A 23446-nucleotide genomic window follows, 5' to 3' on the forward strand; every position below is an offset into this window, starting at 1 on the left:
GCAACCGTTTCCTTTATATACTTGGCGCACTTTTTTCTCTATCAAGGTGCTGATTCATGTCTCTTTCCCGCAGTAAGCAGAGCGTGACGCCTGCAAAGGCGATGCTGGCCGCGGTCAGCGGTTACGCGATGGATGGATTCGATCTGCTGATCCTGGGGTTTATGCTGCCGGCGATTAGCCTGTCGCTGGCGCTGGATCCGTCGCAGGCGGGCTCGCTGGTTACCTGGACGCTGGTTGGCGCGGTGGTGGGCGGTATTCTCTTCGGCCATCTCAGCGATCGTTTTGGCCGCATTCGCATCCTCACTGTCACCATTCTGATGTTCTCGATTTTCACCGGACTGTGCGCGGTGGCGCAGGGCTACTGGGATCTGCTGGCGTACCGCACGCTGGCGGGCATGGGGCTGGGTGGCGAGTTCGGCATCGGCATGGCGCTGATCGCTGAAGCCTGGCCGGCGGAAAAGCGCAACCGCGCCTCGGCGTGGGTCGGCATTGGCTGGCAGCTTGGCGTGCTGCTGGCGGCCTTTATCACGCCGCCGCTGCTGGGCGTTATCGGCTGGCGCGGCATGTTTCTGGTGGGTCTGCTGCCTGCGCTGTTCTCTTTTGTGCTGCGGCGCAGCATGGGCGAGCCTGAGGCCTTTACCCGACAGGCGACGCTGACGCCGTCGCTGTCGTTCGCTGCGCGCCTGAAAATGCTGGTGCAGGATCGCGCCACGGCGAAAGCGAGCCTCGGCATCTTTATCCTGACGTCGGTGCAGAACTTCGGCTATTACGGGCTGATGATCTGGATGCCGAGCTATCTCTCCGCTAACTTCGGCTTCAGCCTGACCAAATCGGGATTATGGACCGCGGTCACCGTGGTCGGCATGACCTTCGGCATCTGGCTGTTCGGCGTGCTGGCGGACCGCTTTGCGCGCTGGAAAATTTTCCTGCTTTATCAGTTCGGCGCCGTGGCGATGGTGGTGATCTACGCGCAGCTGCGCGATCCCACCGTGATGCTGTTTACCGGCGCGCTGATGGGCATGTTCGTCAATGGCATGATTGGCGGCTACGGCGCGCTGATCTCCGACACCTTCCCGCCGCAGGCGCGCGCCACGGCGCAGAACGTCTTGTTCAACCTCGGGCGCGGCGTCGGCGGCTTCGGCCCGCTGGTGATCGGCCTGCTGGCGACGAAAATTTCATTTACCGCGGCGATCACGCTGCTGGCGCTGATCTACCTGCTGGATATCGTCGCCACGCTCTTTTTGCTGCCGAAAAAGCAGGGCAACGACGATTCGCTGGGCGCGATTGGCTAAAGCGTAAAGGGTCAGTCGGTGACCAGCTGCCAGCCGCGCGCGCGCCACAGCGCGGGCAGCGCGGCCATATCGGTAAAGCGCGTCACCAGTGGGTGATCGATTTCAGGATTGTGCGCGTCCGCGCAGTAGTAAAACACCGGGATGCCCGCCGCGACGCCCGCGCGGGCGCCCGCTTCGGAATCGTCCACCAGAATGCAGCGCTCGACAGGCACCTGCATCTGTTCGGCGGCGTAATGCATCAGCGCAGGATCGGGCTTCCAGCGCGAAATGTCGTAGCCGCTGTAGAGGCGATCGCGAAACCAGGGCAGCATGCCGGTCAGCCCCAGCGAGTGCTGCATCTTCTTTACCGTGCCGTTGGAGACGACGCACATCGGCACGGTGAGTTTCTCCACCAGCGCTTTCGCGCCGGGAATTTCCGTCAGCGACGCGTCGAACAGGCGCGCCACCTCGGCGCGATAGTCGGTTTCAAACGTCGCCTGCGGCAGCGTGGTGTGATGCGTTTCTCCGACGTCGCGAATAATGTCGTAGAGCTGAACGCCTTTGTACTTTTCGAACATCTCCTGCAACGAGCAGTCAATTCCGTAGCGGGCAAAGGTGTTGACGTACGCCTGGGTACAGAGCAATTCGCTGTCCACCAGGGTGCCGTCGCAGTCAAAAAACACGCACTCTACTGCCATCTGTCGCACTCCTTCTGTTTTCGAGAGAGCACACACTTTAACCTAATCGACGCAGATTGCGATCCCGGAAACGGTTGCGAAAAATCATTGTATTGCCGCTGCAAAGCGGTCAGGATACGCGCCGACTTCTTTTCATCAGGATCGTTGGCATGAGTAAACAAGGCCTTTTGCAGCGCGTTTTTAAGCTACAGGAACATGGCACCACGGTGCGCACCGAAGTTATTGCCGGTATCACCACTTTCCTGACGATGGTCTACATCGTCTTTGTTAATCCGCAGATTCTTGGCGTGGCAGGCATGGATACCCAGGCGGTATTCGTTACCACCTGCCTTATCGCTGCATTCGGCAGTATTTTGATGGGCCTGTTCGCCAATCTGCCGGTGGCGCTGGCGCCAGCGATGGGGCTCAACGCCTTTTTCGCCTTCGTGGTCGTGGGCGCAATGGGCTATTCGTGGCAGGTAGGCATGGGCGCGATTTTCTGGGGCGCGCTGGGGCTGTTGATCCTGACGCTGCTGCGCGTGCGTTACTGGATGATTGCCAATATCCCGCTGAGCCTGCGCGTCGGCATCACCGCCGGTATCGGTTTGTTTATCGCCATGATGGGGCTGAAGAACGCCGGCATTATCGTTGCGAATCCCGATACCATCGCTGCTGTCGGCAATCTCACCTCGCACAGCGTACTGCTCGGCGCGCTCGGCTTCTTTATCATCGCCATTCTGGCGTCGCGCAATATCCATGCGGCGGTGCTGATCTCGATGGTGATCACCACGGCTATCGGCTGGGCGCTGGGCGATGTGAAGTTTGTCGGCCTTTTCTCCGCGCCGCCTGCGATCGGTAGCGTGGTCGGGCAGGTGGATATCAAAGGCGCATTCAATATCGGCATGGCGGGCGTTATCTTCTCCTTTATGCTGGTTAACCTGTTCGACTCTTCCGGCACCCTGATCGGCGTAACCGATAAAGCGGGTCTGACCGATGAGACCGGCACGTTTCCGCGTATGAAGCAGGCGCTGTTTGTCGATAGCTTCAGCTCCGTCACCGGCGCGCTGGCGGGTACCTCGTCAGTGACCGCTTACATCGAGAGTTCGTCCGGCGTGGCGATCGGCGGCCGCACCGGCCTGATGGCGGTGGTGACCGGCGTGCTTTTTCTGCTGGTGATGTTCCTGTCGCCGCTGGCGGCGATGGTGCCGGGCTATGCGGCCGCAGGCGCGCTGATCTACGTCGGCGTGCTAATGACCGCCAGCCTGTCTCGCGTGCGCTGGGACGATCTCACCGAAGCGGTGCCGGCTTTCGTGACCGCGGCGATGATGCCGTTCAGCTTCTCCATTACCGAGGGTATCGCACTGGGCTTTATCGCCTACTGCGTGATGAAGCTTGGCACCGGCCGCTGGCGCGAAATTAGCCCCTGTGTCGTAGTGGTGGCGCTGCTGTTTGTGTTGAAAATCGCCTTTATCGACGCGCATTAAGGAAAAAGCTCGGGCTCTGTCGCAAACCGCAGAGTCGTCTGCAAGCGGGTGAGGTGAACCGAAGAGCAAAGCGTCACGCGCCATGGATGGCGCGGGCCGAGCTGGCAGGGATGCCGTTTTTTGCGTCTTTGCGATCGGTTCACCTCACCCGCGTTGGCACGGTTATGCCATAAAAAAAGCCGCTTAAGCGGCTTTTTTTATGCCTCAGAATGGAGACTGCGCTCTCGCGGTGAGCTGGTCAGACGCAGCGTGTGCGGTCCGATATTAGGCTTGCTCATCTCTACGTCGCGCAGCGCATGCCACTCGCGCGAGGCGTCAATTTCCCACAGGTGCAAACGCTGGGTCGCGGACGACAGCGCGCATGACCACACCAGCGTCGGCTCGGCGTCGCACACAGCCTGAATATCGGGATAACTCGTTGAACGCAGACGGCCTGCCGCGGGCTGCAGCCGCAGCGAGGCCATATTATCGTTGCCTTCGCCGGTCAGCTTAAGAATGCTCTGGCGCAGGGTCCAGATTTGCGTCACCGCTTCCATAAAATCCTGCTGCGCATTGATCCAGGCGCGCTCGCCTGACGTAAGCGACTGCATCAGCTGCTCCTGCGTCTGGCGGCTGTGGGCGCGGACGATCTCCATATCCAGCCCGGCGCGTCCGCCCTCTTCAGCCAGCAGCACGCCGACCATATTGCCGGCATAGGCGATGCTGAAATCGGGCAAATCGCGATCGGCAAAGGCGGGACGGCCGTTGCTGTGGGTAACAAGAGCAGGAAGGGTGCTGATACCGTAGACGCGCAGCATTAGCTGCGCCAGCATCAGACGAGCAAGCAAAAAGCGACCGCGGTATCTGTCAGGCAGCTGTCGCGCCTGATCGATGACATCCTGCGGCATGCGCATGGCGTCGGCGACAATGCCGCGATCGCCCATCCAACGTACAAAATGACCCGCCATCTGTCGCTCCGTGAAAATGGTCACTTAATCATCAGGAGCGCATTGTAAGAATTTTCTGAGCACATTGCATCTGGCATGCAACAGAATGACGCATATTCAGAATCGGCTGATAAAAAGCGGCGGGAAAAGAGAGGCCGCTACGCGCCTGCGCAGCGGCGGAATATCGTCAGGCCAGTTTGCACGCCTGTTCAAAACGCAGGCGCGGCAGGCGCGGATGCAGCTTCTCGCTATCGCCATAGCCGAGGTTAATCAACATGTTCACCTGCCAGCTGCTGTCGGCGAAGAATGCCTCGTTAACTTTCGACGGATCGAAACCAGACATCGGACCGGCATCCAGCCCGAGCGAGCGCGCCGCCAGGATGAGATAGCCTGCCTGCAGGCTGCTGTTGCGAAAGGCGGTCTCTTTTACCAGCTCAGGGCTGCCGGTAAACCAGCTGCGCGCATCGGCGTGCGGAAACAGCTGCGGCAGTCGATCGTAAAACGCCATATCGTGGGCGACGATAACCGTCACCGGCGCGGTCATGGTCTTTTCCACATTGCCAGACGAGAGCGCCGGCTTCAGCTTCGCTTTGCCTTCCTGCGAGGTCACAAACACAAAGCGGCCTGGCGAGCAGTTGGCCGAAGTCGGGCCAAGGGCGGTCAGCGCGTAGAGCTGCTCCAGAATGCCAGCCTCAAGGGGTTTATCCTGCCAGTAGCTATGGGTGCGGGCTTCGTTAAACAGTTGGTCGAGCGCGGTGTTGTCGAGCGGTGTATGCATTCTACTCTCCTTGATCAGGCGGAAGCAGCCGCCTGAGACATGCCATAGTGAAGGCGTATCCGGGAAGACCGGTGTTTAACGTTTATACCCCAACGGCGCTTCGTCGCCAAATAACAAAAGGCCGGGTTTGACTGAAGAGCAGGGCGCAAGCGCAGACTGCGATCACTTCCCAATACAGAAGCTGGAAAATATCCGTCCCAGCAAATCGTCGGAGGTAAACTCGCCGGTGATCTCGCTCAGCGCCTGCTGCGCCAGCCGCAGCTCTTCCGCCAGCAGTTCGCCCGCCCATGCGCCTAGCAGCTGCGCCTTGCCCTGCTGTAAGTGAGTCGCTGCTAACTCCAGCGCCTGAAGATGACGCCGACGCGCGAGGAAGCCGCCTTCCATATTGCCGGAAAAGCCCATTGACTGTTTCAGATGGTCGCGCAGCGCATCGACGCCCGCGCCGGTGCGCGCCGAAAGACGAATAAGTGAGTGATGATTTACTTCTGTCAGGCCCAGCGTTTCGCCAGTGACATCCGCCTTGTTGCGTACAACGGTAATCGGCAACGCGGCAGGCAGGCGCGAAACGAAGTCGGGCCAGATCTGCGCCGCCTCCGTGGCGTCGGTGGTGGTGCCGTCTACCATGAACAGTACGCGATCCGCCTGCTCGATCTCCTGCCAGGCGCGCTCGATGCCGATACGCTCGACCTCGTCGCTGGCTTCGCGCAGCCCGGCGGTGTCGATGATATGCAGCGGCATGCCGTCGATATGAATATGTTCGCGCAGCACGTCGCGCGTGGTGCCGGCGATATCGGTAACGATCGCCGCTTCGCGTCCCGCCAGCGCATTCAGCAGGCTTGATTTACCCGCATTTGGCCGCCCCGCGATCACCACTTTCATGCCTTCGCGCAGCAGGCTGCCCTGACGCGCTTCGGCGCGTACGGCGTCGAGATCGACGATTACCTCATCCAGCTGCGCTTCGATTTTACCGTCGGAGAGAAAGTCGATCTCTTCATCGGGGAAGTCGATAGCCGCTTCGACGTAGATGCGCAGGTGGGTCAGCGCCTCGACCAGCTGGTTGATGCGGGTCGAAAAGGCGCCCTGCAGCGAGTTGACCGCAGAACGCGCCGCCTGTTCGGAGCTGGCGTCAATCAGATCGGCGATCGCCTCAGCCTGCGCCAGGTCGAGCTTGTCATTGAGAAAGGCGCGCTCGGAAAACTCGCCCGGCTGGGCGATGCGTACGCCAGGCAGCGCCACGATGCGCTTCAGCAGCAGATCGAGGATCACCGGGCCGCCGTGGCCCTGTAGCTCCAGCACATCTTCGCCGGTAAAGGAGTTCGGGCCGGGAAACCACAGCGCAATGCCCTGGTCCAGCACGCTGCCGTCGGCATCTTTAAACGGCAGATAATCAGCGTAGCGCGCCTTCGGCAGCTTGCCGAGCACCTGCTGCGCCACCTCGGCGGCGCGCGCGCCGGAGATACGCAAAATACCGACGCCGCCGCGTCCGGGAGGCGTCGCCTGGGCGACGATAGTATCGCTGTGGCTCATGGAATTTTCTCTCGCTAAAAAATAAGGCGGTCTTATTGACCGCCTCAGGGTAAACCAGATTGTCAGACGAGCGTAAGCGCGTTACGCCTTCTTCTTGTCGCGGCTGTGCAGACCGCGTTTTTCCAGGCCGCGATAAATCAGCTGCTGCTGGAGAATGGTTACCAGGTTGCTGACGATGTAGTACAGCACCAGACCTGACGGGAACCACAGGAAGAAGACGGTAAAGATAACCGGCATATAGGTCATGATCTTCTGCTGCATCGGATCGGTCACGGTGGTCGGTGACATCTTCTGAATGAAGAACATGGTGATGCCCATCAGAATCGGCAGGATGTAGTAGGGGTCCTGCGCCGACAGGTCATGGATCCAGAGGATAAACGGCGCGTGGCGCAGCTCCACTGAACCAGACAGCATGTAGTAAAGCGCAAGGAAGATCGGCATCTGAATCACCAGCGGCAGACAGCCGCCCAGCGGGTTGACCTTCTCCGCTTTATAGAGCGCCATCATCTCCTGGCTCTGCTTCTGCTTGTCGTCGCCCAGGCGCTCACGCATCGCCTGAATCTTCGGCTGCAGCATGCGCATCTTCGCCATCGAGGTGTACTGCGCCTTCGTCAGCGGGTACATGATGCCGCGCACGATGAAGGTGATGACGATGATGGAGAAGCCCCAGTTGCCGATAAAGCTGTGGATAAACTTCAGCAGCTTAAACAGCGGCTGAGAGATAAACCACAGCCAGCCGTAGTCGACGGTCAGGTCAAGATGTGGCGCGACGGCAGCCATCTTGTCCTGAATTTCCGGACCGACCCACAGCGTTGCGCCCAGATTCTGCTGCTGACCGGCCGCCACGGTGACCGGTGCGGATTTGTAGCCGATAGCCGCAATACCGTTGCCCAGGTTGCTGGTATAGAGCGAATTGTTGCCAGCGGTGCGCGGCACCCAGGCGGTAGCGAAGTACTGCTGCAGCATCGCAACCCAGCCGTTGCTGGTGGTGGCGTTGAGGTTTTCGTTATCCGCGATGGTGTCGAATTTGTACTTTTCGTACTTCTCTTCGCTGGTGGAGTAGGCCGCGCCGCGGAAGGTGTGCAACGCAAAGTTGTTGCTGCCGGTATCGCGGTGCTTAGGCAGATCGATGGTCTGCTTCAGCTGGCCGAAGAGCGACACTTCCAGCGGCTGCTGCGTGGTGTTGTTGACGTTATAGTCCACATCCACCGCGAACTCGCCGCGTTTGAAAACGAAGGTTTTGGTGTAAACCACGCCGTTTTCTGCGGTGTAGGTCATCGGCACGCGCAGTTCGGTCTGGCCGTCGGCCATTTCGAAGTGATCCTGTGCGGCGGTGAACAGCGGACGCGCGCCGTTGTTCGGGTTATCCGGACCGTTGCGGCCAGTGAGCCCGCTCTGTGCCTGATAAACGAAGGATGGCGTGGTCTCCAGCAGCTGGAAAGGCTGGTCGGAACCCAGTTTGTCCGGGTAGGTCAGCAGCTGAGCTTGCTCGACATCGCCACCGCGGGTGTTGATATTCAATGACAGGACATCAGTCTTAACGGTGATCGTTTTGCCCTGGCCGCTGGCCGGTACGCCCTGGCTGGCGGCATCACCTGCTGCGCTGTTGGTGTTTTGCGTGGTCTGGGTCTGCTGCGGCTGCGGAGCGTGGTCCGTCTGCCAGGCTTGCCAGATCATGAAAGACACGAACAGAAAAGCGATGAGAAAAAGATTGCGTTGCGAATCCATCGTTAATGTTCTCTGGTATCAAAGGTTTTTTGGCGGCACAGGATCGTCACCACCCGGGTTCAAAGGGTGGCATTTTAATACGCGTTTGAATGTCAACCAACTGCCTTTTATCAGGCCAAACCTGCGTAACGCCTCAATTCCATAATGAGAGCAGGTTGGCTGAAACCGACAGTGTGGTCCCAGCAAGGGGCTGATGCCGCGCTGATAGACGCGGATCAGGACGATCAGGAGCCGCGCGCCAGGCGACAGTGACGACGCCATAACTTCTCCAACGCTTCCGCCAACATACGGTTGTCGAGATCGGCAATCCCCTTTTTCGCCACAACGACGAAATCCATCGCCGGCAGTTCATGCTGAAGCAGACGAAAACTTTCACGGGTCAAACGTTTGATCCGGTTGCGTTCGTGTGCGCGCTTGACGTGCTTTTTAGCGACGGTAAGACCGATGCGGGGATGCCCCAGCGAATTAAGGCGGCCGAGGATGGTAATTTGCGGCGTGCCAGCCCGTTGTGGCTGCTGGAAGACGAAAGTGAAATGAGTGGGAGTTAACAAACGTAACTCCCTGGGAAATGCGAGCTTAACCACGAGGGTTAGCTTTTATTACTTAGAAACGGTCAGACGAGAACGGCCTTTAGCACGACGACGTGCCAGAACCTGACGACCATTTTTGGTTGCCATACGAGCACGGAAGCCGTGAGAACGGTTGCGCTTCAGTACGGACGGTTGAAAAGTGCGTTTCATGGCGATTTCTACCTAAACTTGAAAAATTTCACTGGGTGACGCGTTTTTGGGCCAGTAAAACGACCGACGCCTCAATGTGTCTTTAATAAAGAGGCGGGATTGTAATAATTGTACAGTCCGGAGTCAATTTACTTCGCTGGTCGCGGTACCTGGAAGCCCGGATACAGCCCGCTGAGTCCGGGCATTGGGCATAGCGCGACAACGCCGGGGGAAGAATTATACGGTCTCCGCTTTAAAGCGCAAGGATCCCGCGGGATCTTCTTGCGATCGGGCCGATGAAAATCACCGCAAAAACGAGAGGCCGCCTGAAAAAGCGTCTCTTTTCCGACGATCCCCGCAGCTTTTTTCGCCAGCAGGCGTAAACTGTTTTACCTGTCCACGGCCTGTGGATAAAAAGGATCAAAACTGTGTAGAAAGTGAAGATCTCTGTCTCGCTTTGCGCTATGATCCGCCCTTCCGCTGACGATCCGGTCGCGATCCCAGGGACGGAAACCGCTGATAGCGGTCGCAGGCGCTTTCTACCGTCTGTGTCAAAAATGAACGTTTCTTTATTAGCGCCTACTATTTCTTATCGATTTTGTACAAGTGGAGTCCGCCGTGTCACTTACGCTCTGGCAACAGTGTCTTGCCCGTTTGCAGGATGAGCTTCCTGCCACCGAATTCAGCATGTGGATTCGACCGCTGCAGGCGGAGTTAAACGACAATACGCTGGCCTTGTATGCACCAAATCGGTTTGTGCTCGACTGGGTACGAGATAAATACATCAATAACATCAATGGACTGCTGAACGAATTCTGCGGTGTGGACGTGCCTTTGCTGCGTTTCGAAGTCGGGACGCGTTCCGTCCAGCAGCAGCCTGCGGCGATGAGCCAGCCGGCGATGGCGAGCGTCAGCGCCCCCGCGCCGGTCGAGAGCCGTCCCGCGCCCGCGCAGATCCTGCGCCCAAGCTGGGACAACGTTCCGGCGCCAGCCGATGTGACCTACCGCTCTAATGTGAATAACCGCCACAACTTCGATAACTTCGTTGAGGGTAAATCCAACCAGCTGGCGCGCGCGGCGGCGCGTCAGGTGGCGGACAATCCCGGCGGCGCCTATAACCCGCTCTTCCTTTATGGCGGCACCGGCCTGGGCAAAACCCACCTGCTGCACGCGGTCGGCAACGGCATCATCGCGCGCAAGCCGAATGCTAAAGTGGTCTATATGCACTCTGAGCGCTTTGTGCAGGACATGGTGAAGGCGCTGCAAAACAACGCCATTGAGGAGTTCAAGCGCTACTACCGCTCTGTCGATGCGCTGCTTATCGATGATATTCAGTTCTTCGCCAATAAAGAGCGCTCGCAGGAGGAGTTTTTCCACACCTTCAACGCGCTGCTGGAAGGCAATCAGCAGATCATTTTGACCTCAGACCGTTATCCTAAAGAGATTAACGGCGTGGAAGATCGGCTGAAGTCGCGCTTCGGCTGGGGCCTGACGGTCGCTATTGAGCCGCCGGAGCTGGAAACGCGCGTGGCGATTCTGATGAAAAAAGCGGATGAGAACGATATTCGCCTGCCGGGTGAGGTCGCCTTTTTTATCGCTAAACGCCTGCGCTCCAACGTTCGTGAGCTGGAAGGGGCGCTGAACCGCGTGATCGCCAACGCCAACTTTACCGGCCGCGCCATCACCATCGACTTTGTGCGCGAAGCGCTGCGCGATCTACTGGCGCTGCAGGAAAAGCTGGTCACCATCGACAATATCCAGAAGACGGTGGCCGAGTATTACAAAATTAAGGTCGCGGATCTGCTGTCCAAGCGCCGTTCGCGCTCGGTCGCGCGCCCACGCCAGATGGCGATGGCGATGGCGAAAGAGCTGACGAACCACAGTCTGCCGGAGATCGGCGACGCGTTCGGCGGCCGCGACCATACCACGGTGCTTCACGCCTGCCGCAAAATCGAGCAGCTGCGTGAAGAGAGCCACGACATAAAAGAAGATTTCTCTAATCTCATCCGAACTTTATCCTCCTGACGCTATGAAATTTATTGTTGAACGTGAGCAGTTGCTAAAGCCGCTGCAGCAAGTCAGCGGCCCGTTAGGCGGGCGCCCGACGCTGCCGATCCTGGGAAATCTGTTGATGCAGGTCAACGACGGCACGCTGTTGCTGACCGGCACCGATCTGGAAATGGAGATGGTGGCGCGCGTGGCGCTGACCCAGCCGCACGAGCCGGGGGCCACCACCGTCCCGGCGCGTAAATTCCTCGACATCTGTCGCGGACTGCCCGAGGGCGCGGAGATTAACGTTACGCTGGAAGGCGAACGCATGCTGGTGCGCTCCGGGCGCAGCCGCTTTTCGCTCTCGACCCTGCCAGCCAGCGACTTTCCTAATCTGGACGACTGGCAGAGCGAAGTGGAGTTTACGCTGCCGCAGGCGACGCTGAAGCGTCTGATCGAGGCGACGCAGTTCTCGATGGCGCATCAGGACGTGCGCTACTACCTTAACGGCATGCTGTTTGAAACCGAAGGCGAAGAGCTGCGCACCGTCGCCACCGACGGCCACCGTCTGGCGGTCTGCTCGATGCCGATTGGCCAGGCGCTGCCGAACCATTCGGTGATCGTGCCGCGTAAAGGGGTCATTGAGCTGGTGCGTCTGCTGGACGGCGGCGAAACGCCGCTGCAGCTGCAGATTGGCAGCAGCAATATCCGCGCGCACGTGGGCGACTTTATCTTTACGTCGAAGCTGGTAGATGGTCGCTTCCCCGACTATCGCCGCGTATTGCCAAAAAATCCCGATAAAGTACTGGAAGCGGGCTGCGACATCCTGAAGCAGGCGTTTGCCCGTGCGGCTATTCTCTCAAACGAGAAGTTCCGTGGCGTTCGCCTCTATATCACCGAAAATCAGCTAAAAATTACCGCTAACAACCCTGAGCAGGAAGAGGCGGAAGAGATGCTCGACGTGACCTATGGCGGCAGCGAGCTGGAGATCGGCTTTAACGTCAGCTACGTGCTGGACGTGCTGAACGCGCTGAAGTGCGAGAATGTGCGCCTGCTGCTGACCGATTCGGTGTCGAGCGTGCAGATTGAAGATCTCGCCAGCCCGGCAGCCGCCTACGTCGTGATGCCCATGCGCTTGTAGAATATATCGGCCTGGCTTACTTGCCATTCTGGTTGCGGGCAGTGCTCGTCCCTGGTCACATACCTCAGTATGCTCCCAGGGCCTGCGCGCTGGCCGCAACCAGACTGGCTGCGACGCCGACGGCCTGGTGAGGTAGAATCGGCCTGGTAGTGGTGAGGCCGTTATCGGGCTTCGCCGTTGGCCACTGGCCGCTCAAAGGCGATACCTCTTTGTGCCCTTCACGCTGGACTGATTCATGGCTTTAACCCGCCTCCTTATCAAAGACTTTCGTAACATCGAGCAGGCCGATCTGGCGCTGGCGCCGGGGTTTAATTTCCTGGTGGGCGCGAACGGCAGCGGCAAAACCAGCGTGCTGGAGGCGATCTACACGCTTGGTCATGGCCGCGCGTTTCGCAGCCTGCAGGCGGGACGCGTGATCCGCCACGACGAAGCCGCCTTTGTGCTGCACGGTCGCATTGAGAGCAGCGAGCGGGAGATTTCGGTCGGCCTGACCAAAAACCGCGCGGGCGACAGCAAGGTGCGTATCGACGGCAGCGACGGCCATAAAGTCGCGGAGCTGGCGCAGCTGCTGCCGATGCAGTTAATTACCCCCGAGGGGTTTACTTTGCTCAACGGCGGCCCCAAATACCGTAGAGCCTATGTCGACTGGGGCTGTTTTCACAACACCCCCGGTTTCTTCAACGCCTGGAGCAATTTGCGGCGCCTGCTGAAGCAGCGCAACGCCGCGCTGCGCCAGGTCACGCGCTATAGCCAAATCCGCGCCTGGGATCAGGAGCTGGTGCCGCTGGCAGAGCAGATCAGCCAGTGGCGCGCGGAATACAGCGACGCCATTTCGGCGGAGATCGTCGCCACCTGCGGGCAGTTTTTGCCGGAGTTCGCGCTGAACTTCTCTTTCCAGCGCGGCTGGGACAAAGAGAGCGCCTACGGCGATCTGCTGGAGCGCAATTTCGAGCGCGACCGCGCGCTGACCTACACCGCCAGCGGCCCGCATAAAGCGGATTTCCGCATTCGCGCCGACGGCACGCCGGTCGAAGATCTGCTGTCGCGCGGCCAGTTAAAACTATTGATGTGTGCATTGCGTCTGGCGCAGGGCGAGTTCCTGACGCGCCAGAGCGGACGCCGCTGTCTTTACCTGATTGATGACTTCGCTTCCGAGCTGGACGACAGCCGTCGGCGCCTGCTGGCGCAACGACTGAAAGCCACGCAGGCTCAGGTGTTTGTCAGCGCTATCGCCACCGATCATGTCATCGATATGAGTGACGAAAAGGGCAAGATGTTCCGCGTGGAACAGGGTAAAATAGCGGTTCAACCTGAAGATTAAATGAGCGAGAAACGTTGATGTCGAATTCTTATGACTCCTCAAGTATCAAAGTTCTGAAAGGGCTGGATGCGGTACGCAAACGTCCGGGTATGTATATCGGCGATACGGATGACGGCACCGGTCTGCACCACATGGTATTCGAGGTCGTGGATAACGCAATCGACGAAGCGCTCGCGGGTCACTGTAGTGATATCGTCGTGACCATTCATGCCGATAATTCCGTTTCCGTTCAGGATGATGGCCGTGGCATTCCCACCGGCATTCACGAAGAAGAGGGCGTTTCCGCTGCGGAAGTGATCATGACCGTGCTGCACGCAGGCGGTAAGTTCGACGACAACTCCTATAAAGTGTCGGGCGGTCTGCACGGCGTGGGCGTCTCGGTTGTAAACGCCCTGTCGCAGAAGCTGGAGCTGACCATTCGTCGCGAAGGCAAAGTGCACCAGCAGACTTACGTGCACGGCGTGCCTGAGGCACCGCTTAACGTCACGGGCGAAACCGATTTGACCGGCACCCGCGTGCGTTTCTGGCCGAGCCACGAAACCTTCACCAACGTCGTTGAATTCGAATATGACATTCTGGCGAAGCGCCTGCGCGAACTCTCGTTCCTGAACTCCGGCGTGTCGATCCGTCTGGAAGACAAGCGTGACGGCAAAGCCGATCATTTTCACTACGAAGGCGGCATCAAGGCGTTCGTCGAGTACCTGAATAAAAACAAAACCCCTATCCATCCGAATGTGTTCTACTTCTCTACCGAGAAAGACGGCATTGGCGTGGAAGTGGCGCTGCAGTGGAATGATGGCTTCCAGGAGAACATCTACTGCTTCACCAACAACATTCCGCAGCGCGACGGCGGTACCCACCTCGCGGGCTTCCGTGCGGCGATGACGCGTACCCTGAACGCCTATATGGACAAAGAGGGCTACAGCAAGAAAGCGAAAGTCAGCGCCACCGGCGACGACGCCCGCGAAGGCCTGGTGGCGGTGGTGTCGGTTAAAGTGCCTGATCCGAAGTTCTCATCGCAGACCAAAGACAAGCTGGTCTCGTCTGAAGTGAAATCGGCGGTGGAACAGCAGATGAACGAGCTGCTGGGCGAATACCTGCTGGAAAACCCGAGCGACGCCAAAATTGTCGTTGGCAAGATCATCGACGCCGCCCGCGCCCGTGAAGCGGCCCGTCGCGCTCGCGAAATGACGCGCCGTAAAGGTGCGCTCGATCTGGCAGGTCTGCCGGGTAAGCTGGCGGATTGTCAGGAGCGCGATCCGGCGCTCTCTGAAATCTACCTGGTGGAGGGCGACTCCGCAGGCGGTTCGGCCAAACAGGGCCGTAACCGTAAGAACCAGGCGATTCTGCCGCTGAAGGGCAAAATTCTTAACGTAGAGAAAGCGCGTTTCGACAAGATGCTCTCTTCGCAGGAAGTGGCAACGCTGATCACCGCGCTGGGCTGCGGTATCGGTCGCGACGAATACAATCCGGACAAGCTGCGCTATCACAGCATCATCATCATGACCGATGCTGACGTCGACGGCTCGCACATTCGTACGCTGCTGTTGACCTTCTTCTATCGTCAGATGCCGGAAATCATCGAGCGTGGCCACGTTTATATTGCGCAGCCGCCGCTTTACAAGGTGAAGAAAGGCAAGCAGGAGCAGTACATCAAAGATGATGAGGCGATGGATCAGTATCAGATCGCCATCGCGCTTGACGGCGCGACGCTGCATACCAACGCCAGCGCACCGGCGCTGGGCGGTGAGCCGCTGGAAAATCTGGTCGCAGAGTTCAACAGCACGCAGAAGATGATCAAGCGTATGGAGCGCCGCTATCCGGTCGCGCTGCTGCGCGCGCTGGTTTATCACCCAACGCTGAGCGAGCTGAGCAATGAGGCTGAGGTTCAGGCCTGGCTGGAGAAGCTGGTGGCTTATCTGAGCGAGCGCGAAGCGCACGGCAGCACTTACGTTGCACAGGTACGCGCCAACCGCGAAGAGAATATTTTTGAACCGGTTCTGCGCGTGCGCACGCACGGCGTCGACACCGATTACACGCTGGACGCCGAGTTCATTCAGGGGCCGGAGTACCGTAAAATCAACGCGCTGGGCGAGAAGCTGCGCGGCCTGATTGAGGAAGACGCCTACATCGAGCGCGGCGAGCGCCGTCAGCTGGTCGCCAGCTTTGAGCAGGCTATCGAATGGCTGGTGAAAGAGTCGCGACGCGGTCTGTCGGTACAGCGTTACAAAGGTCTGGGCGAGATGAACGCCGAGCAGCTGTGGGAAACCACGATGGATCCGGACAGCCGTCGCATGCTGCGCGTGACCATCAAGGATGCCATCGCCGCCGATCAGCTCTTCACCACGCTGATGGGTGATGCGGTTGAGCCGCGCCGCGCCTTTATCGAAGAGAACGCCCTGAAAGCGGCGAATATCGATATTTAAGCCAACAGACGGCGACTAAAGCTAAAGCGTGGGTGACAGGAACCGAAGAGCAAAGCATCTCGCGACAAGGACAAAAACGCCGGGAGCGTTTTTGAACAACGCAGCGCGTTGGCCCGTTTACGGGCGCGCCTCAGGAAGAGGCGCGTATTTGCGTGGGCCGAGCGGTCAGGGATGACGCACAGCGACTTTGCGATCGGTTTCTGTCACCCACGCCGGCTCCAGTTTGCAAACCCTTCCCATCCGGAAGGGTTTTTTTATGCCTGAAATGTCGTGAAACTGGTCACAGTGAGCTGAATCGCGCTAGCATTTAAGCCAAACCCTGACTCAACGAGGAAGCTATGGCGATTAAACTGGTTGCAATTGATATGGACGGCACGCTGCTTAACCCGCAGCACGAGATCACCGCTGGCGTTAAATCGGCAATCGATCGCGCGCATAAAAAAGGCGTTGCCGTGGTGCTGGCGACCGGGCGCCCATACGTAGGGATCCAGCGCTACCTGATGGAGCTTGGCCTGGTCGACGACGGTCAGTACTCCATCAGCTACAACGGCGCACTGGTGCAGCAGGCGAAAGATGGCGAGTGCGTGGCGGAAATCACGCTGGGTTTTGACGATTACCTCTACATTGAACAGCTGTCGCGCGAGCTGGGCGTGCATTTTCAGGCGTTCGACAAATCCTCGCTTTATACGCCGAACAAAGATCTCAGCGAATACACCATTCATGAGGCGAGCCTGACCGGCATTCCCGTGCGCTACCGCGCCGTGGAAGAGATGGACCGCGCCACGCGTTTTCCCAAGCTGATGATGATCGACAAGCCCGATCTGCTGGATAGCGCGATTCAGCGTCTGCCCGCCAGAGCGCAAGAGAACTACACCATTCTCAAGAGCGCGCCCTATTACCTGGAGATTCTCGATAGCCGCGTCAACAAAGGTCAGGGCGTTAAAATGCTGGCGGAGAAGCTGGGTCTGGCGCGCGAAGAGGTGATGGCGATTGGCGATCAGGAGAACGACCTGGCGATGATCGAATACGCCGGCACGGGCGTCGCAATGGGCAACGCCATCGACTCCGTTAAGCAAATCGCGCAGTTTGTGACCAAAACCAATATGGAAGATGGCGTCGCGCACGCTATCGAAGAGCTGGTGCTTTAATCCTTCCCAGGCGGCATTCCGCCGTCCTGCGTCGCACTTTTCACTTTCAAGGCGGGCCATCTGGCCCGCCTTGTCTGTTTTGTGATCTTCATTGTAGTACAAAATTATTTTTGGGTACTACAATCACCCTCACTCTTATCAGCTGAAATCAATCCGCTAGTAAAGGTCGGTCGCGCAGCGTCGCAGCGCTGATGATCGAACGCAGCTGTCCAGGCGATGCCCTGTCGCCACGCGCTGCGGTATGACAATTTAAATATTTAAAATCAAAGAGTTAATTTCTGCTGCTGCGCTATCTGAACTGAGGACCTTGCGATGAACAACTCTCTTCACCTCAGCACCATTAAGAAAATGAACCTGCGCATCATGCCCTTTATCATGGTGTTGTATCTCATTGCCTATATCGACCGCGCCAATATCTCGGTTGCCGCGCTGCAAATGAACGCCGATCTGGCGATGACCGCCGAAATGTACGGCATCGCCGCCGGTATCTTCTATGTCACCTACATCATCTTCGAAGTGCCGAGCAACGTGCTGTTGACGCGCGTCGGCGCGCGGCGCTGGATCGCGCGCATCATGGTGAGCTGGGGCATCATCGCCGCAGGCATGAGCCTGGTGCAGACGCCGATGCAGCTCTACGTGATGCGCTTTTTACTCGGCGCGGCGGAAGCGGGCTTTACGCCCGGCATTATTTTCTACCTGAGCTGCTGGTATCCGCGCAGCGACCGCGCGCGCGCCATGTCGCTGTTTTATATCGGCGCGGCGCTGGCGTCGGTGATTGGCCTGCCGCTCTCCGGCAGCCTGCTGAATCTGCACGGCATGCTGGGCGTCGAAGGCTGGCGCTGGCTCTTCCTGCTGGAAGGTATCCCGGCGTTCGCGCTGGGCATTGTCACCTGGTTCTATCTCGACGATGCGCCCGCCAGTGCGCGCTGGCTCACGGCGGAGCAGCGCAGTTACCTGCAGCAGACGCTGGCGCGCGATGAACAGCACGCGGCGATACGCGATCATAACTGGCGCGTGGCGCTAACAAGCCGGCGCGTCTGGACGCTCAGTCTGCTGTGGCTGCTGCAGGCGTTCGGCACCATCGGCATTACGCTGTTTCTGCCGATGATCGTTAAGGCGGTTGCGGCGGAGCGCAGCAACCTGACGGTGAGCCTGCTGTCGGCGGTGCCTTTTCTCTTCGCCTGTATTTTTATGTATTTTAACGGCCGCCATTCCGATCGCACCGGCGAGCGGGCGCGCCATCTCGGTTTGCCGCTGATGGCGGCAGGTCTGCTGCTGCTGGCAGCGCTGGCGGCGCCGCAGCAGTGGATGGCTTATCTGCTGCTGGTGCTGATGGTTGGACTCAACTGGGCCATCACACCGGTATTCTGGGCGGTGACCACTGAAACCGTCTCCGGCGTGGCGGGCGCCGCGTCGGTGGCGCTGATTAATGCGGTGGCAAATATCGCCGGGCTGGCTTTTCCGCCCGTCATGGGGCGTATCAAGGACGTCACCGGCAGCTATAACGACGGGCTGCTGATTGTGGCGGGCGCCCTTATTCTCGGCGGTGTGCTGGGACTATTGGTTGGGCGCAGGCGGGCGATCGAGGGCGTTGCCGCGCCGCAGACGAAATCGAAGCTGCATCTTTAACGCTTTTGGCGTAGCGTGTGGGGCAATATTTTTTAGTCAGGTTGCCCCATGCGTGAAAAACAGATCACCTTTAGCCCGCGACAGCACCAGCTGACCAACAGCAACGTCTGGACCGCCGACAGCCAGTGGCTGGCCTTCGACCTGCGTCCGTCCGGTACCTCTTTTACCAGCGACACTATTGAGCGCGTCAATGTGCAAACCGGCGAGGTCGAGGTGCTCTATCGCGCGACCGACGGCGCGCATGTGGGCGTCGTCACCGTCAGTCCGGATCTGCCGCCGCGCTATCTCTGCATTCATGGCCCGGAACAGCCTGACGAGCACTGGCACTACGACTTTCATCACCGGCGCGGCGTTATCGTGCAAAACGGCCGCGCGCAAAACCTCGACGCCTGCGACATCACGCCGCCCTTTACGCCCGGCGCGCTGCGCGGCGGCTCGCATGTGCACCTCTACAGCCCGGACGGCACGCGCGTCAGCTTCACCTACAACGATCATGTGATGCACGAGCGAGACCCGAAAGAGGATCTGCGCAACGTCGGCATCGCGCTGCCGCTGCGCGCGGTCGCGCCGATCAAACAGCATCCGCGCGAATACAGCGGCAGCCACTTCTGCGTGCTGGTCAGCCGCACCACCGCGACGCCGCGCCCGGGCAGCGACGAGATTAACCGCGCGTATGAAGAGGGCTGGATCGGCACGCGGGGCTATCAGAAGCCGGACGGCCGCTGGCAGCGCTGGGCTATCGCCTTTATCGGCGACACGATCTCCGCCGCGGGCGACAAACAGCCGGAGGTTTTTGTTGTCGATCTGCCGGAGGCGCTGGAGGCGTACGCCATACCAGGCGACGAACCGCTGGAGGGGACGGAGAGCAGCCTGCCTGCGCCGCCTGCCGGCGTGCGGCAGCGCCGGCTGACCTTTACGCCGCGCGGGCTTGCTCAGCAGCCGCGCCACTGGCTGCGTAGTGCGCCAGACGGCAGCGCCATCGCCTTTTTAATGGCGGACGAGCAGGATGTGGTGCAGCTCTGGACGGTGTCGCCAAACGGCGGCGCGCCGCGTCAGGTGACGCGGCTGGCGCAGTCGGTGCAGTCGGCGTTTAGCTGGCATCCGCAGGGCGGGGCCGTCGCCTTTATCAGCGACAATCAGGTGATGCGCTGCGATATCGAAAGCGGCGTCTGTCAGCCGCTCACCGAACGTCACGACCAGCCGCCGAGCGGCGACGCGGTCGTCTGGTCGCCGGACGGACGGCTGATCGCCTTTATGCGTGAGGTCGACGGCTGGCGACAGCTCTTTACTGTGCTGGCGTAGCCACAGGATAGGGGGCAGCCTGCGCCAGATTCTCCTGCGTGTGGTTCAGCTTTTCGCTCTGAAGAATGCGCTCACGCGGGGAGTCGATCGATTTATCGTCATCGCTGCGCGCGTAGTCCCACGGCAGCAGCAGCGTATCCAGTACGGCGGAAAAGGGCAGATCGATCAGTGCCAGCGGCTTAAGCGCCCAGCTGCTGTTACCGTCGACCAGGATATCGGCGCTGGCGCGCGTGCCCGGATAGTAGCCCTGATTCGGGCCGGTATGCGACATCACGCTGGAACAACCTGCAAGCGTAAAGGTGCAGCAGACCAGCGCGCCTGCCAGAGGAAATGCCTTCAATAAATTCATTTTCATCATCCCTTCAACTATGGCGTTTGCCCCGGCTGAGTTAGCTTGTCCGCTGACGCCCTCACTCTACGGCGAGGTGCGCTATGTCAGACGAAAGGTCCCCTGAGTGTATGCCACTTCAGCTAATTGGCGAAAAAAATTGCGTTTCGCCTCTTGAAACCAGTCTGGCCATACCCACTTTTAAGCTACGGACGCGCTCGCTGTCGCCGACAGGGTCATCGAGGCGTCTTACAACCTGTCCATGGTGGAAGGTTGCCAAAACTTGCTGATTATCAGGAGTCATTCCATGCGTAATTTTGATCTTGCTCCACTTTATCGCTCTGCTATCGGTTTCGATCGTCTGTTTAACCTGCTTGAGTCTAACCAGAACCAGAGCAACGGCGGCTATCCTCCGTACAACGTCGAACTGGTCAGCGAAAACCACTATCGCATTACCATCGCGGTGGCGGGCTTTGCCCAGAACGAACTGGATATTACCGCTCACGATAACGTTCTGATCGTGCGTGGCGCGCACCCCGAAGAGCAGACCGAGCGCAAATATCTCTATCAGGGTATCGCCGAACGCAACTTCGAGCGTAAATTCCAGCTGGCCGACCACATTGTGGTACGCGACGCCCGCCTGGAAAATGGCCTGCTGAGCATCGATCTGGAACGCATCGTCCCTGAAGAGGCGAAACCGCGCCGGATTGAAATTCTGAACTAATCAGAATGGATGAGAAAAAAACGCCGCCTTCGCGGCGTTTTTTATATCTGAGCCCACGCCGTTAAGGATGGGTGCGCATAGCCAGACGCTGGCTCACCAGGCCGCCGAAGACATTCACCAGCAGGCCGAAGATAATCACCGCCGCGCCCAGCATCTGCTGCGCCGAGAGACGCTCCCCCAGCACCAGCGCCGCGCTGAGAATACCAATCACCGGCACCAGCAGCGACAGCGGCGCGACGCGCCAGGTTTCATAGCGGCTAAGCAGGTTGCCCCAGATGGCGTAGCCGACGATGGTGGCGATAAAGGCGAGATAGATCAGCGCCAGCACCGTTTGCAGCGAGATGTGCGTCAGGCTGAATACAATCGCCTCCTCGCCTTCGAACAGCCAGGAGCAGGCGAAGAAGGGCAGCACCGGCACCAGCGCGCTCCACACCACCAGCGACATCACCGGCACCTTGCGATTGCGCAGGATGATCTTGTTGGTGATATTGCCCAGTCCCCACGACAGCGCTGCCGCCAGCGTCAGCATCATGGTCGTCAGGGTAATGCCTGCGGCCGACTGGCCCGCCATGCCCGCCGTCGCCAGCATAAACATCCCCAGCGTCGCGATCAGCACGCCGGCGATATGGTTCCAGCGCAGCTTTTCCGCCAGCAGCAGCGCGCCCAGCAGCAGCGTGAAAAAGGCCTGCGCCTGCAGCACCAGCGAGGCGAGCCCGGCGGGCATGCCGAGCTTGATGGCGAGAAACAGAAAGGCGAACTGGCCAAAGCTGATGGTCATGCCGTAGACCACCAGCCAGCGCAGCGGGATAGCCGGACGAGGGACAAAAAAGATCGCCGGAAGCGCCACCAGGGAGAAGCGCAGGCCCGCCAGCAAAAAGGGCGGCATGCCCTGCAAGCCGAGCTTAATCACCACGAAATTAACGCCCCACGCCACCACGACGCAGAGCGCCAGCAACATATCTTTGACTGACATAACCTTTCCTCTGCCGTCAGGCGCTCACCGCCACGGGCGTGGCAATATCGGCATAACAGGCTTCACCTACGATACGGCGATAGTCCTCTGCATTAAGGGCGATCGATTTTTCCAGCGCGCCAGCGTTAAACCACAGCGTGCCGACGTCGCGCAGACGCCCATCGACGCGCAGCGCCAGCTGGTCATCAAAACTAAACGGCGGCACCGCGCCCATCACGCAGGCGGTCAGCGACTGCGCCCTCTCGGGTGCGGCGAAGCTCGACTTTTTACCGCCGATGGCGCGCGCAGCGCTTTTAAAGTTGATTTTGCAGTCGCCAGGCACAATCGCCAGCAGAAAGCGCGGGTCGGCGCCGTCTGGCATCACCACCTCCAGCACCATCGCCTTCGCCGCCTGGTTAAGCGCATTGCCGCGCAGCGCGCTGATGGTATCGGTCTGGCCGATAGCCTCGTGCTCTACCACGCGATAGTCCGCGTCGTGCCGATCCAGCAGCTCAGTAATTTTGGCAAATGTCGTCATCTCTTCTCCTCGTCTTGCAAGGCTGCGCGCAGGGCGTCAGCTCCACGCGATGGCGTGTTTCATTTTTTTGTCGGTCAGGCCAAAAAAGAAGCCCATCGTGATGCGGGTATTACCTTCAACCCGATCGATCTCGTGGTAAAAGGCGGGGTTGAACAGGTAGATATCGCCGCTGCGCGGCGCAAATTCGCAGGTTTCGCTCTGCATCACCACGCCGCTCTGGTAGCCGAGCTCGCCTGGCGTTTTGAAACGCTCATCGTCCGGCGACCATTTTTTGTTGAAGATGCGCAGCCCGCCGCCCGCATTGCACTCCTGCAGGCAGACCACGCAGCTCAGCTGGTGCAGGATCTGCGTCACCGCCAGGCCGCTTCCGGCCCCGTCGCGGACGATATTGTCGTTGTGCAGCGGATTGGCGACGCCGTCGGCATGGAAACGCACGATCGAACCGGCGTAGTCGCCCAGGCCTGGCTCATGGGCGGTTTGCAGGCTCTCCAGCTTTAGCACGTGGCGCACCCACTCATAGATCTGCTGGCGCAGCGCGGCGAGCGACGGCGGCAGCGATGACGCGATGTCGCGCCATTCGGTAAAGTAGTTCTCCGGCGCGGCGGTATGTTTCGCCAGGTAGGGGCCGAGCGTGGTGAGCGCGCCGTTGGGATAGTGCGACACGCGGATCTGCTCGCGGCAGCGCTGCAAATCGGTCACCACCTCCTGGCGATCTTCATCGGTAAGGAAATTGCGCAGCACCAGCAGCGGCACGCGCGCCGTAACAATATCGTCCAGCCAGGTGTGCTCTACATACATGTTGGGATTGATCACGCGTATCTGATTAAAAATGGCCATG

General features: G+C 59.3%; 21 protein-coding genes and 1 pseudogene. 10 read left to right on the plus strand and 12 right to left on the minus strand.

The window, feature by feature from the left end:
* Positions 1–56: 56 nt before the first annotated feature.
* A complete protein-coding gene (locus Q9R34_RS16180) occupies positions 57–1292 on the plus strand; it encodes an MFS transporter (RefSeq protein WP_485894991.1) in 1236 nt (411 codons plus the stop codon).
* An 11-nt stretch (positions 1293–1303) separates the two neighbouring features.
* On the opposite strand, the gene yieH is transcribed toward Q9R34_RS16180, so the two are convergent.
* Positions 1304–1969: a 6-phosphogluconate phosphatase gene (yieH, locus tag Q9R34_RS16185; protein ID WP_485894993.1), complete on the minus strand. Its 666-nt coding sequence runs from the start codon at positions 1967–1969 to the stop codon at positions 1304–1306.
* Positions 1970–2118: 149 nt separating this feature from the next.
* On the opposite strand from yieH, the gene Q9R34_RS16190 reads away from it, so the two are divergent.
* Positions 2119–3432: an NCS2 family permease gene (locus Q9R34_RS16190; RefSeq protein WP_434126190.1), complete on the plus strand. Its 1314-nt coding sequence runs from the start codon at positions 2119–2121 to the stop codon at positions 3430–3432.
* A gap of 197 nt (positions 3433–3629) precedes the next feature.
* Here the strand turns inward: Q9R34_RS16190 and Q9R34_RS16195 are convergent, their stop codons facing one another.
* From Q9R34_RS16195 to rpmH, 7 genes and pseudogenes are all read right to left on the minus strand, one after another.
* Complete coding sequence (locus Q9R34_RS16195; protein WP_485894995.1) at positions 3630–4379, minus strand: 4'-phosphopantetheinyl transferase family protein; 750 nt, start codon at positions 4377–4379, stop codon at positions 3630–3632.
* A gap of 166 nt (positions 4380–4545) precedes the next feature.
* Positions 4546–5136 (minus strand): malonic semialdehyde reductase, encoded by a 591-nt coding sequence (locus Q9R34_RS16200; RefSeq protein WP_434126188.1) that lies wholly within the window; start codon positions 5134–5136, stop codon positions 4546–4548.
* Positions 5137–5298: 162 nt separating this feature from the next.
* Positions 5299–6663, minus strand: coding sequence for a tRNA uridine-5-carboxymethylaminomethyl(34) synthesis GTPase MnmE (gene mnmE / locus Q9R34_RS16205; protein WP_084884316.1), 1365 nt, complete (start codon positions 6661–6663; stop codon positions 5299–5301).
* 81 nt (positions 6664–6744) lie between these two features.
* Positions 6745–8391, minus strand: coding sequence for a membrane protein insertase YidC (gene yidC, locus Q9R34_RS16210; protein WP_434126187.1), 1647 nt, complete (start codon positions 8389–8391; stop codon positions 6745–6747).
* A 2-nt stretch (positions 8392–8393) separates the two neighbouring features.
* A pseudogene (yidD, locus tag Q9R34_RS16215) lies at positions 8394–8652 on the minus strand (membrane protein insertion efficiency factor YidD).
* Complete coding sequence (gene rnpA / locus Q9R34_RS16220; protein ID WP_033755442.1) at positions 8616–8975, minus strand: ribonuclease P protein component; 360 nt, start codon at positions 8973–8975, stop codon at positions 8616–8618. Before rnpA ends, yidD begins: the two are co-directional and overlap by 37 nt.
* 15 nt (positions 8976–8990) lie before the next feature.
* Positions 8991–9131: a 50S ribosomal protein L34 gene (gene rpmH, locus Q9R34_RS16225; RefSeq protein WP_003849659.1), complete on the minus strand. Its 141-nt coding sequence runs from the start codon at positions 9129–9131 to the stop codon at positions 8991–8993.
* Between the two features lie 597 nt (positions 9132–9728).
* On the opposite strand from rpmH, the gene dnaA reads away from it, so the two are divergent.
* The 7 genes from dnaA to Q9R34_RS16260 all read left to right on the plus strand — a co-directional run bounded on the left by dnaA (position 9729) and on the right by Q9R34_RS16260 (position 20066).
* On the plus strand, positions 9729–11135 hold the full coding sequence (gene dnaA / locus Q9R34_RS16230; RefSeq protein ID WP_033755444.1) for a chromosomal replication initiator protein DnaA: 1407 nt from the start codon (positions 9729–9731) through the stop codon (positions 11133–11135).
* A gap of 4 nt (positions 11136–11139) precedes the next feature.
* Complete coding sequence (gene dnaN / locus Q9R34_RS16235) at positions 11140–12240, plus strand: DNA polymerase III subunit beta (RefSeq protein WP_434126185.1); 1101 nt, start codon at positions 11140–11142, stop codon at positions 12238–12240.
* A gap of 235 nt (positions 12241–12475) precedes the next feature.
* Positions 12476–13561, plus strand: coding sequence for a DNA replication/repair protein RecF (gene recF / locus Q9R34_RS16240; protein WP_485895000.1), 1086 nt, complete (start codon positions 12476–12478; stop codon positions 13559–13561).
* 17 nt (positions 13562–13578) lie between these two features.
* Positions 13579–15987: a DNA topoisomerase (ATP-hydrolyzing) subunit B gene (gene gyrB, locus Q9R34_RS16245; RefSeq protein WP_485895002.1), complete on the plus strand. Its 2409-nt coding sequence runs from the start codon at positions 13579–13581 to the stop codon at positions 15985–15987.
* A gap of 338 nt (positions 15988–16325) precedes the next feature.
* Positions 16326–17135, plus strand: a complete 810-nt coding sequence (gene yidA / locus Q9R34_RS16250) for a sugar-phosphatase (RefSeq protein ID WP_485895004.1) — start codon at positions 16326–16328, stop codon at positions 17133–17135.
* Between the two features lie 312 nt (positions 17136–17447).
* Complete coding sequence (locus tag Q9R34_RS16255) at positions 17448–18764, plus strand: MFS transporter (protein ID WP_434126179.1); 1317 nt, start codon at positions 17448–17450, stop codon at positions 18762–18764.
* 48 nt (positions 18765–18812) lie between these two features.
* The gene (locus Q9R34_RS16260) at positions 18813–20066 is read left to right on the plus strand and encodes a YidR family protein (RefSeq protein WP_485895006.1); all 1254 of its coding nucleotides are present in this window, start codon (positions 18813–18815) and stop codon (positions 20064–20066) included.
* Here the strand turns inward: Q9R34_RS16260 and Q9R34_RS16265 are convergent.
* Positions 20050–20415: a YceK/YidQ family lipoprotein gene (locus tag Q9R34_RS16265; protein WP_485895008.1), complete on the minus strand. Its 366-nt coding sequence runs from the start codon at positions 20413–20415 to the stop codon at positions 20050–20052. The genes Q9R34_RS16260 and Q9R34_RS16265 overlap by 17 nt on opposite strands.
* A gap of 286 nt (positions 20416–20701) precedes the next feature.
* On the opposite strand from Q9R34_RS16265, the gene ibpA reads away from it, so the two are divergent.
* Positions 20702–21118, plus strand: a complete 417-nt coding sequence (gene ibpA / locus Q9R34_RS16270) for a small heat shock chaperone IbpA (protein WP_033755460.1) — start codon at positions 20702–20704, stop codon at positions 21116–21118.
* 61 nt (positions 21119–21179) lie between these two features.
* Here the strand turns inward: ibpA and Q9R34_RS16275 are convergent, their stop codons facing one another.
* The 3 genes from Q9R34_RS16275 to Q9R34_RS16285 are packed head-to-tail and all read right to left on the minus strand — an operon-like array spanning position 21180 to position 23445.
* Complete coding sequence (locus Q9R34_RS16275; protein ID WP_485895010.1) at positions 21180–22091, minus strand: EamA family transporter; 912 nt, start codon at positions 22089–22091, stop codon at positions 21180–21182.
* Positions 22092–22107: 16 nt separating this feature from the next.
* Positions 22108–22608 carry a YbaK/EbsC family protein gene (locus Q9R34_RS16280; protein ID WP_485895012.1) on the minus strand — a complete coding sequence of 167 codons (501 nt, stop codon included), beginning with the start codon at positions 22606–22608 and terminating at the stop codon, positions 22108–22110.
* 36 nt (positions 22609–22644) lie between these two features.
* Positions 22645–23445, minus strand: coding sequence for a 2OG-Fe(II)-dependent halogenase WelO5 family protein (locus tag Q9R34_RS16285; protein WP_485895014.1), 801 nt, complete (start codon positions 23443–23445; stop codon positions 22645–22647).
* Position 23446: the final 1 nt, after the last annotated feature.

Origin of the sequence: Enterobacter sp. BRE11, from assembly GCF_031844285.1 — a bacterium.
GTDB lineage: Bacteria > Pseudomonadota > Gammaproteobacteria > Enterobacterales > Enterobacteriaceae > Pantoea.

What these genes read in the sequence shown, in the direction of transcription:
- Q9R34_RS16180 (WP_485894991.1), top strand. Translation starts at nt 57, where the DNA reads ATGTCTCTTTCCCGCAGTAAGCAGAGCGTGACGCCTGCAAAGGCGATG.
- Q9R34_RS16255 (WP_434126179.1), top strand. Translation starts at nt 17,448, where the DNA reads ATGAACAACTCTCTTCACCTCAGCACCATTAAGAAAATGAACCTGCGC.
- Q9R34_RS16200 (WP_434126188.1), bottom strand. Translation starts at nt 5,136, where the DNA reads ATGCATACACCGCTCGACAACACCGCGCTCGACCAACTGTTTAACGAA.
- Q9R34_RS16190 (WP_434126190.1), top strand. Translation starts at nt 2,119, where the DNA reads ATGAGTAAACAAGGCCTTTTGCAGCGCGTTTTTAAGCTACAGGAACAT.
- recF (WP_485895000.1), top strand. Translation starts at nt 12,476, where the DNA reads ATGGCTTTAACCCGCCTCCTTATCAAAGACTTTCGTAACATCGAGCAG.
- Q9R34_RS16285 (WP_485895014.1), bottom strand. Translation starts at nt 23,445, where the DNA reads ATGGCCATTTTTAATCAGATACGCGTGATCAATCCCAACATGTATGTA.
- Q9R34_RS16275 (WP_485895010.1), bottom strand. Translation starts at nt 22,091, where the DNA reads ATGTCAGTCAAAGATATGTTGCTGGCGCTCTGCGTCGTGGTGGCGTGG.
- Q9R34_RS16265 (WP_485895008.1), bottom strand. Translation starts at nt 20,415, where the DNA reads ATGAATTTATTGAAGGCATTTCCTCTGGCAGGCGCGCTGGTCTGCTGC.
- Q9R34_RS16280 (WP_485895012.1), bottom strand. Translation starts at nt 22,608, where the DNA reads ATGACGACATTTGCCAAAATTACTGAGCTGCTGGATCGGCACGACGCG.
- rpmH (WP_003849659.1), bottom strand. Translation starts at nt 9,131, where the DNA reads ATGAAACGCACTTTTCAACCGTCCGTACTGAAGCGCAACCGTTCTCAC.
- Q9R34_RS16260 (WP_485895006.1), top strand. Translation starts at nt 18,813, where the DNA reads ATGCGTGAAAAACAGATCACCTTTAGCCCGCGACAGCACCAGCTGACC.
- yidC (WP_434126187.1), bottom strand. Translation starts at nt 8,391, where the DNA reads ATGGATTCGCAACGCAATCTTTTTCTCATCGCTTTTCTGTTCGTGTCT.
- yieH (WP_485894993.1), bottom strand. Translation starts at nt 1,969, where the DNA reads ATGGCAGTAGAGTGCGTGTTTTTTGACTGCGACGGCACCCTGGTGGAC.
- dnaN (WP_434126185.1), top strand. Translation starts at nt 11,140, where the DNA reads ATGAAATTTATTGTTGAACGTGAGCAGTTGCTAAAGCCGCTGCAGCAA.
- ibpA (WP_033755460.1), top strand. Translation starts at nt 20,702, where the DNA reads ATGCGTAATTTTGATCTTGCTCCACTTTATCGCTCTGCTATCGGTTTC.
- Q9R34_RS16195 (WP_485894995.1), bottom strand. Translation starts at nt 4,379, where the DNA reads ATGGCGGGTCATTTTGTACGTTGGATGGGCGATCGCGGCATTGTCGCC.
- gyrB (WP_485895002.1), top strand. Translation starts at nt 13,579, where the DNA reads ATGTCGAATTCTTATGACTCCTCAAGTATCAAAGTTCTGAAAGGGCTG.
- mnmE (WP_084884316.1), bottom strand. Translation starts at nt 6,663, where the DNA reads ATGAGCCACAGCGATACTATCGTCGCCCAGGCGACGCCTCCCGGACGC.
- yidA (WP_485895004.1), top strand. Translation starts at nt 16,326, where the DNA reads ATGGCGATTAAACTGGTTGCAATTGATATGGACGGCACGCTGCTTAAC.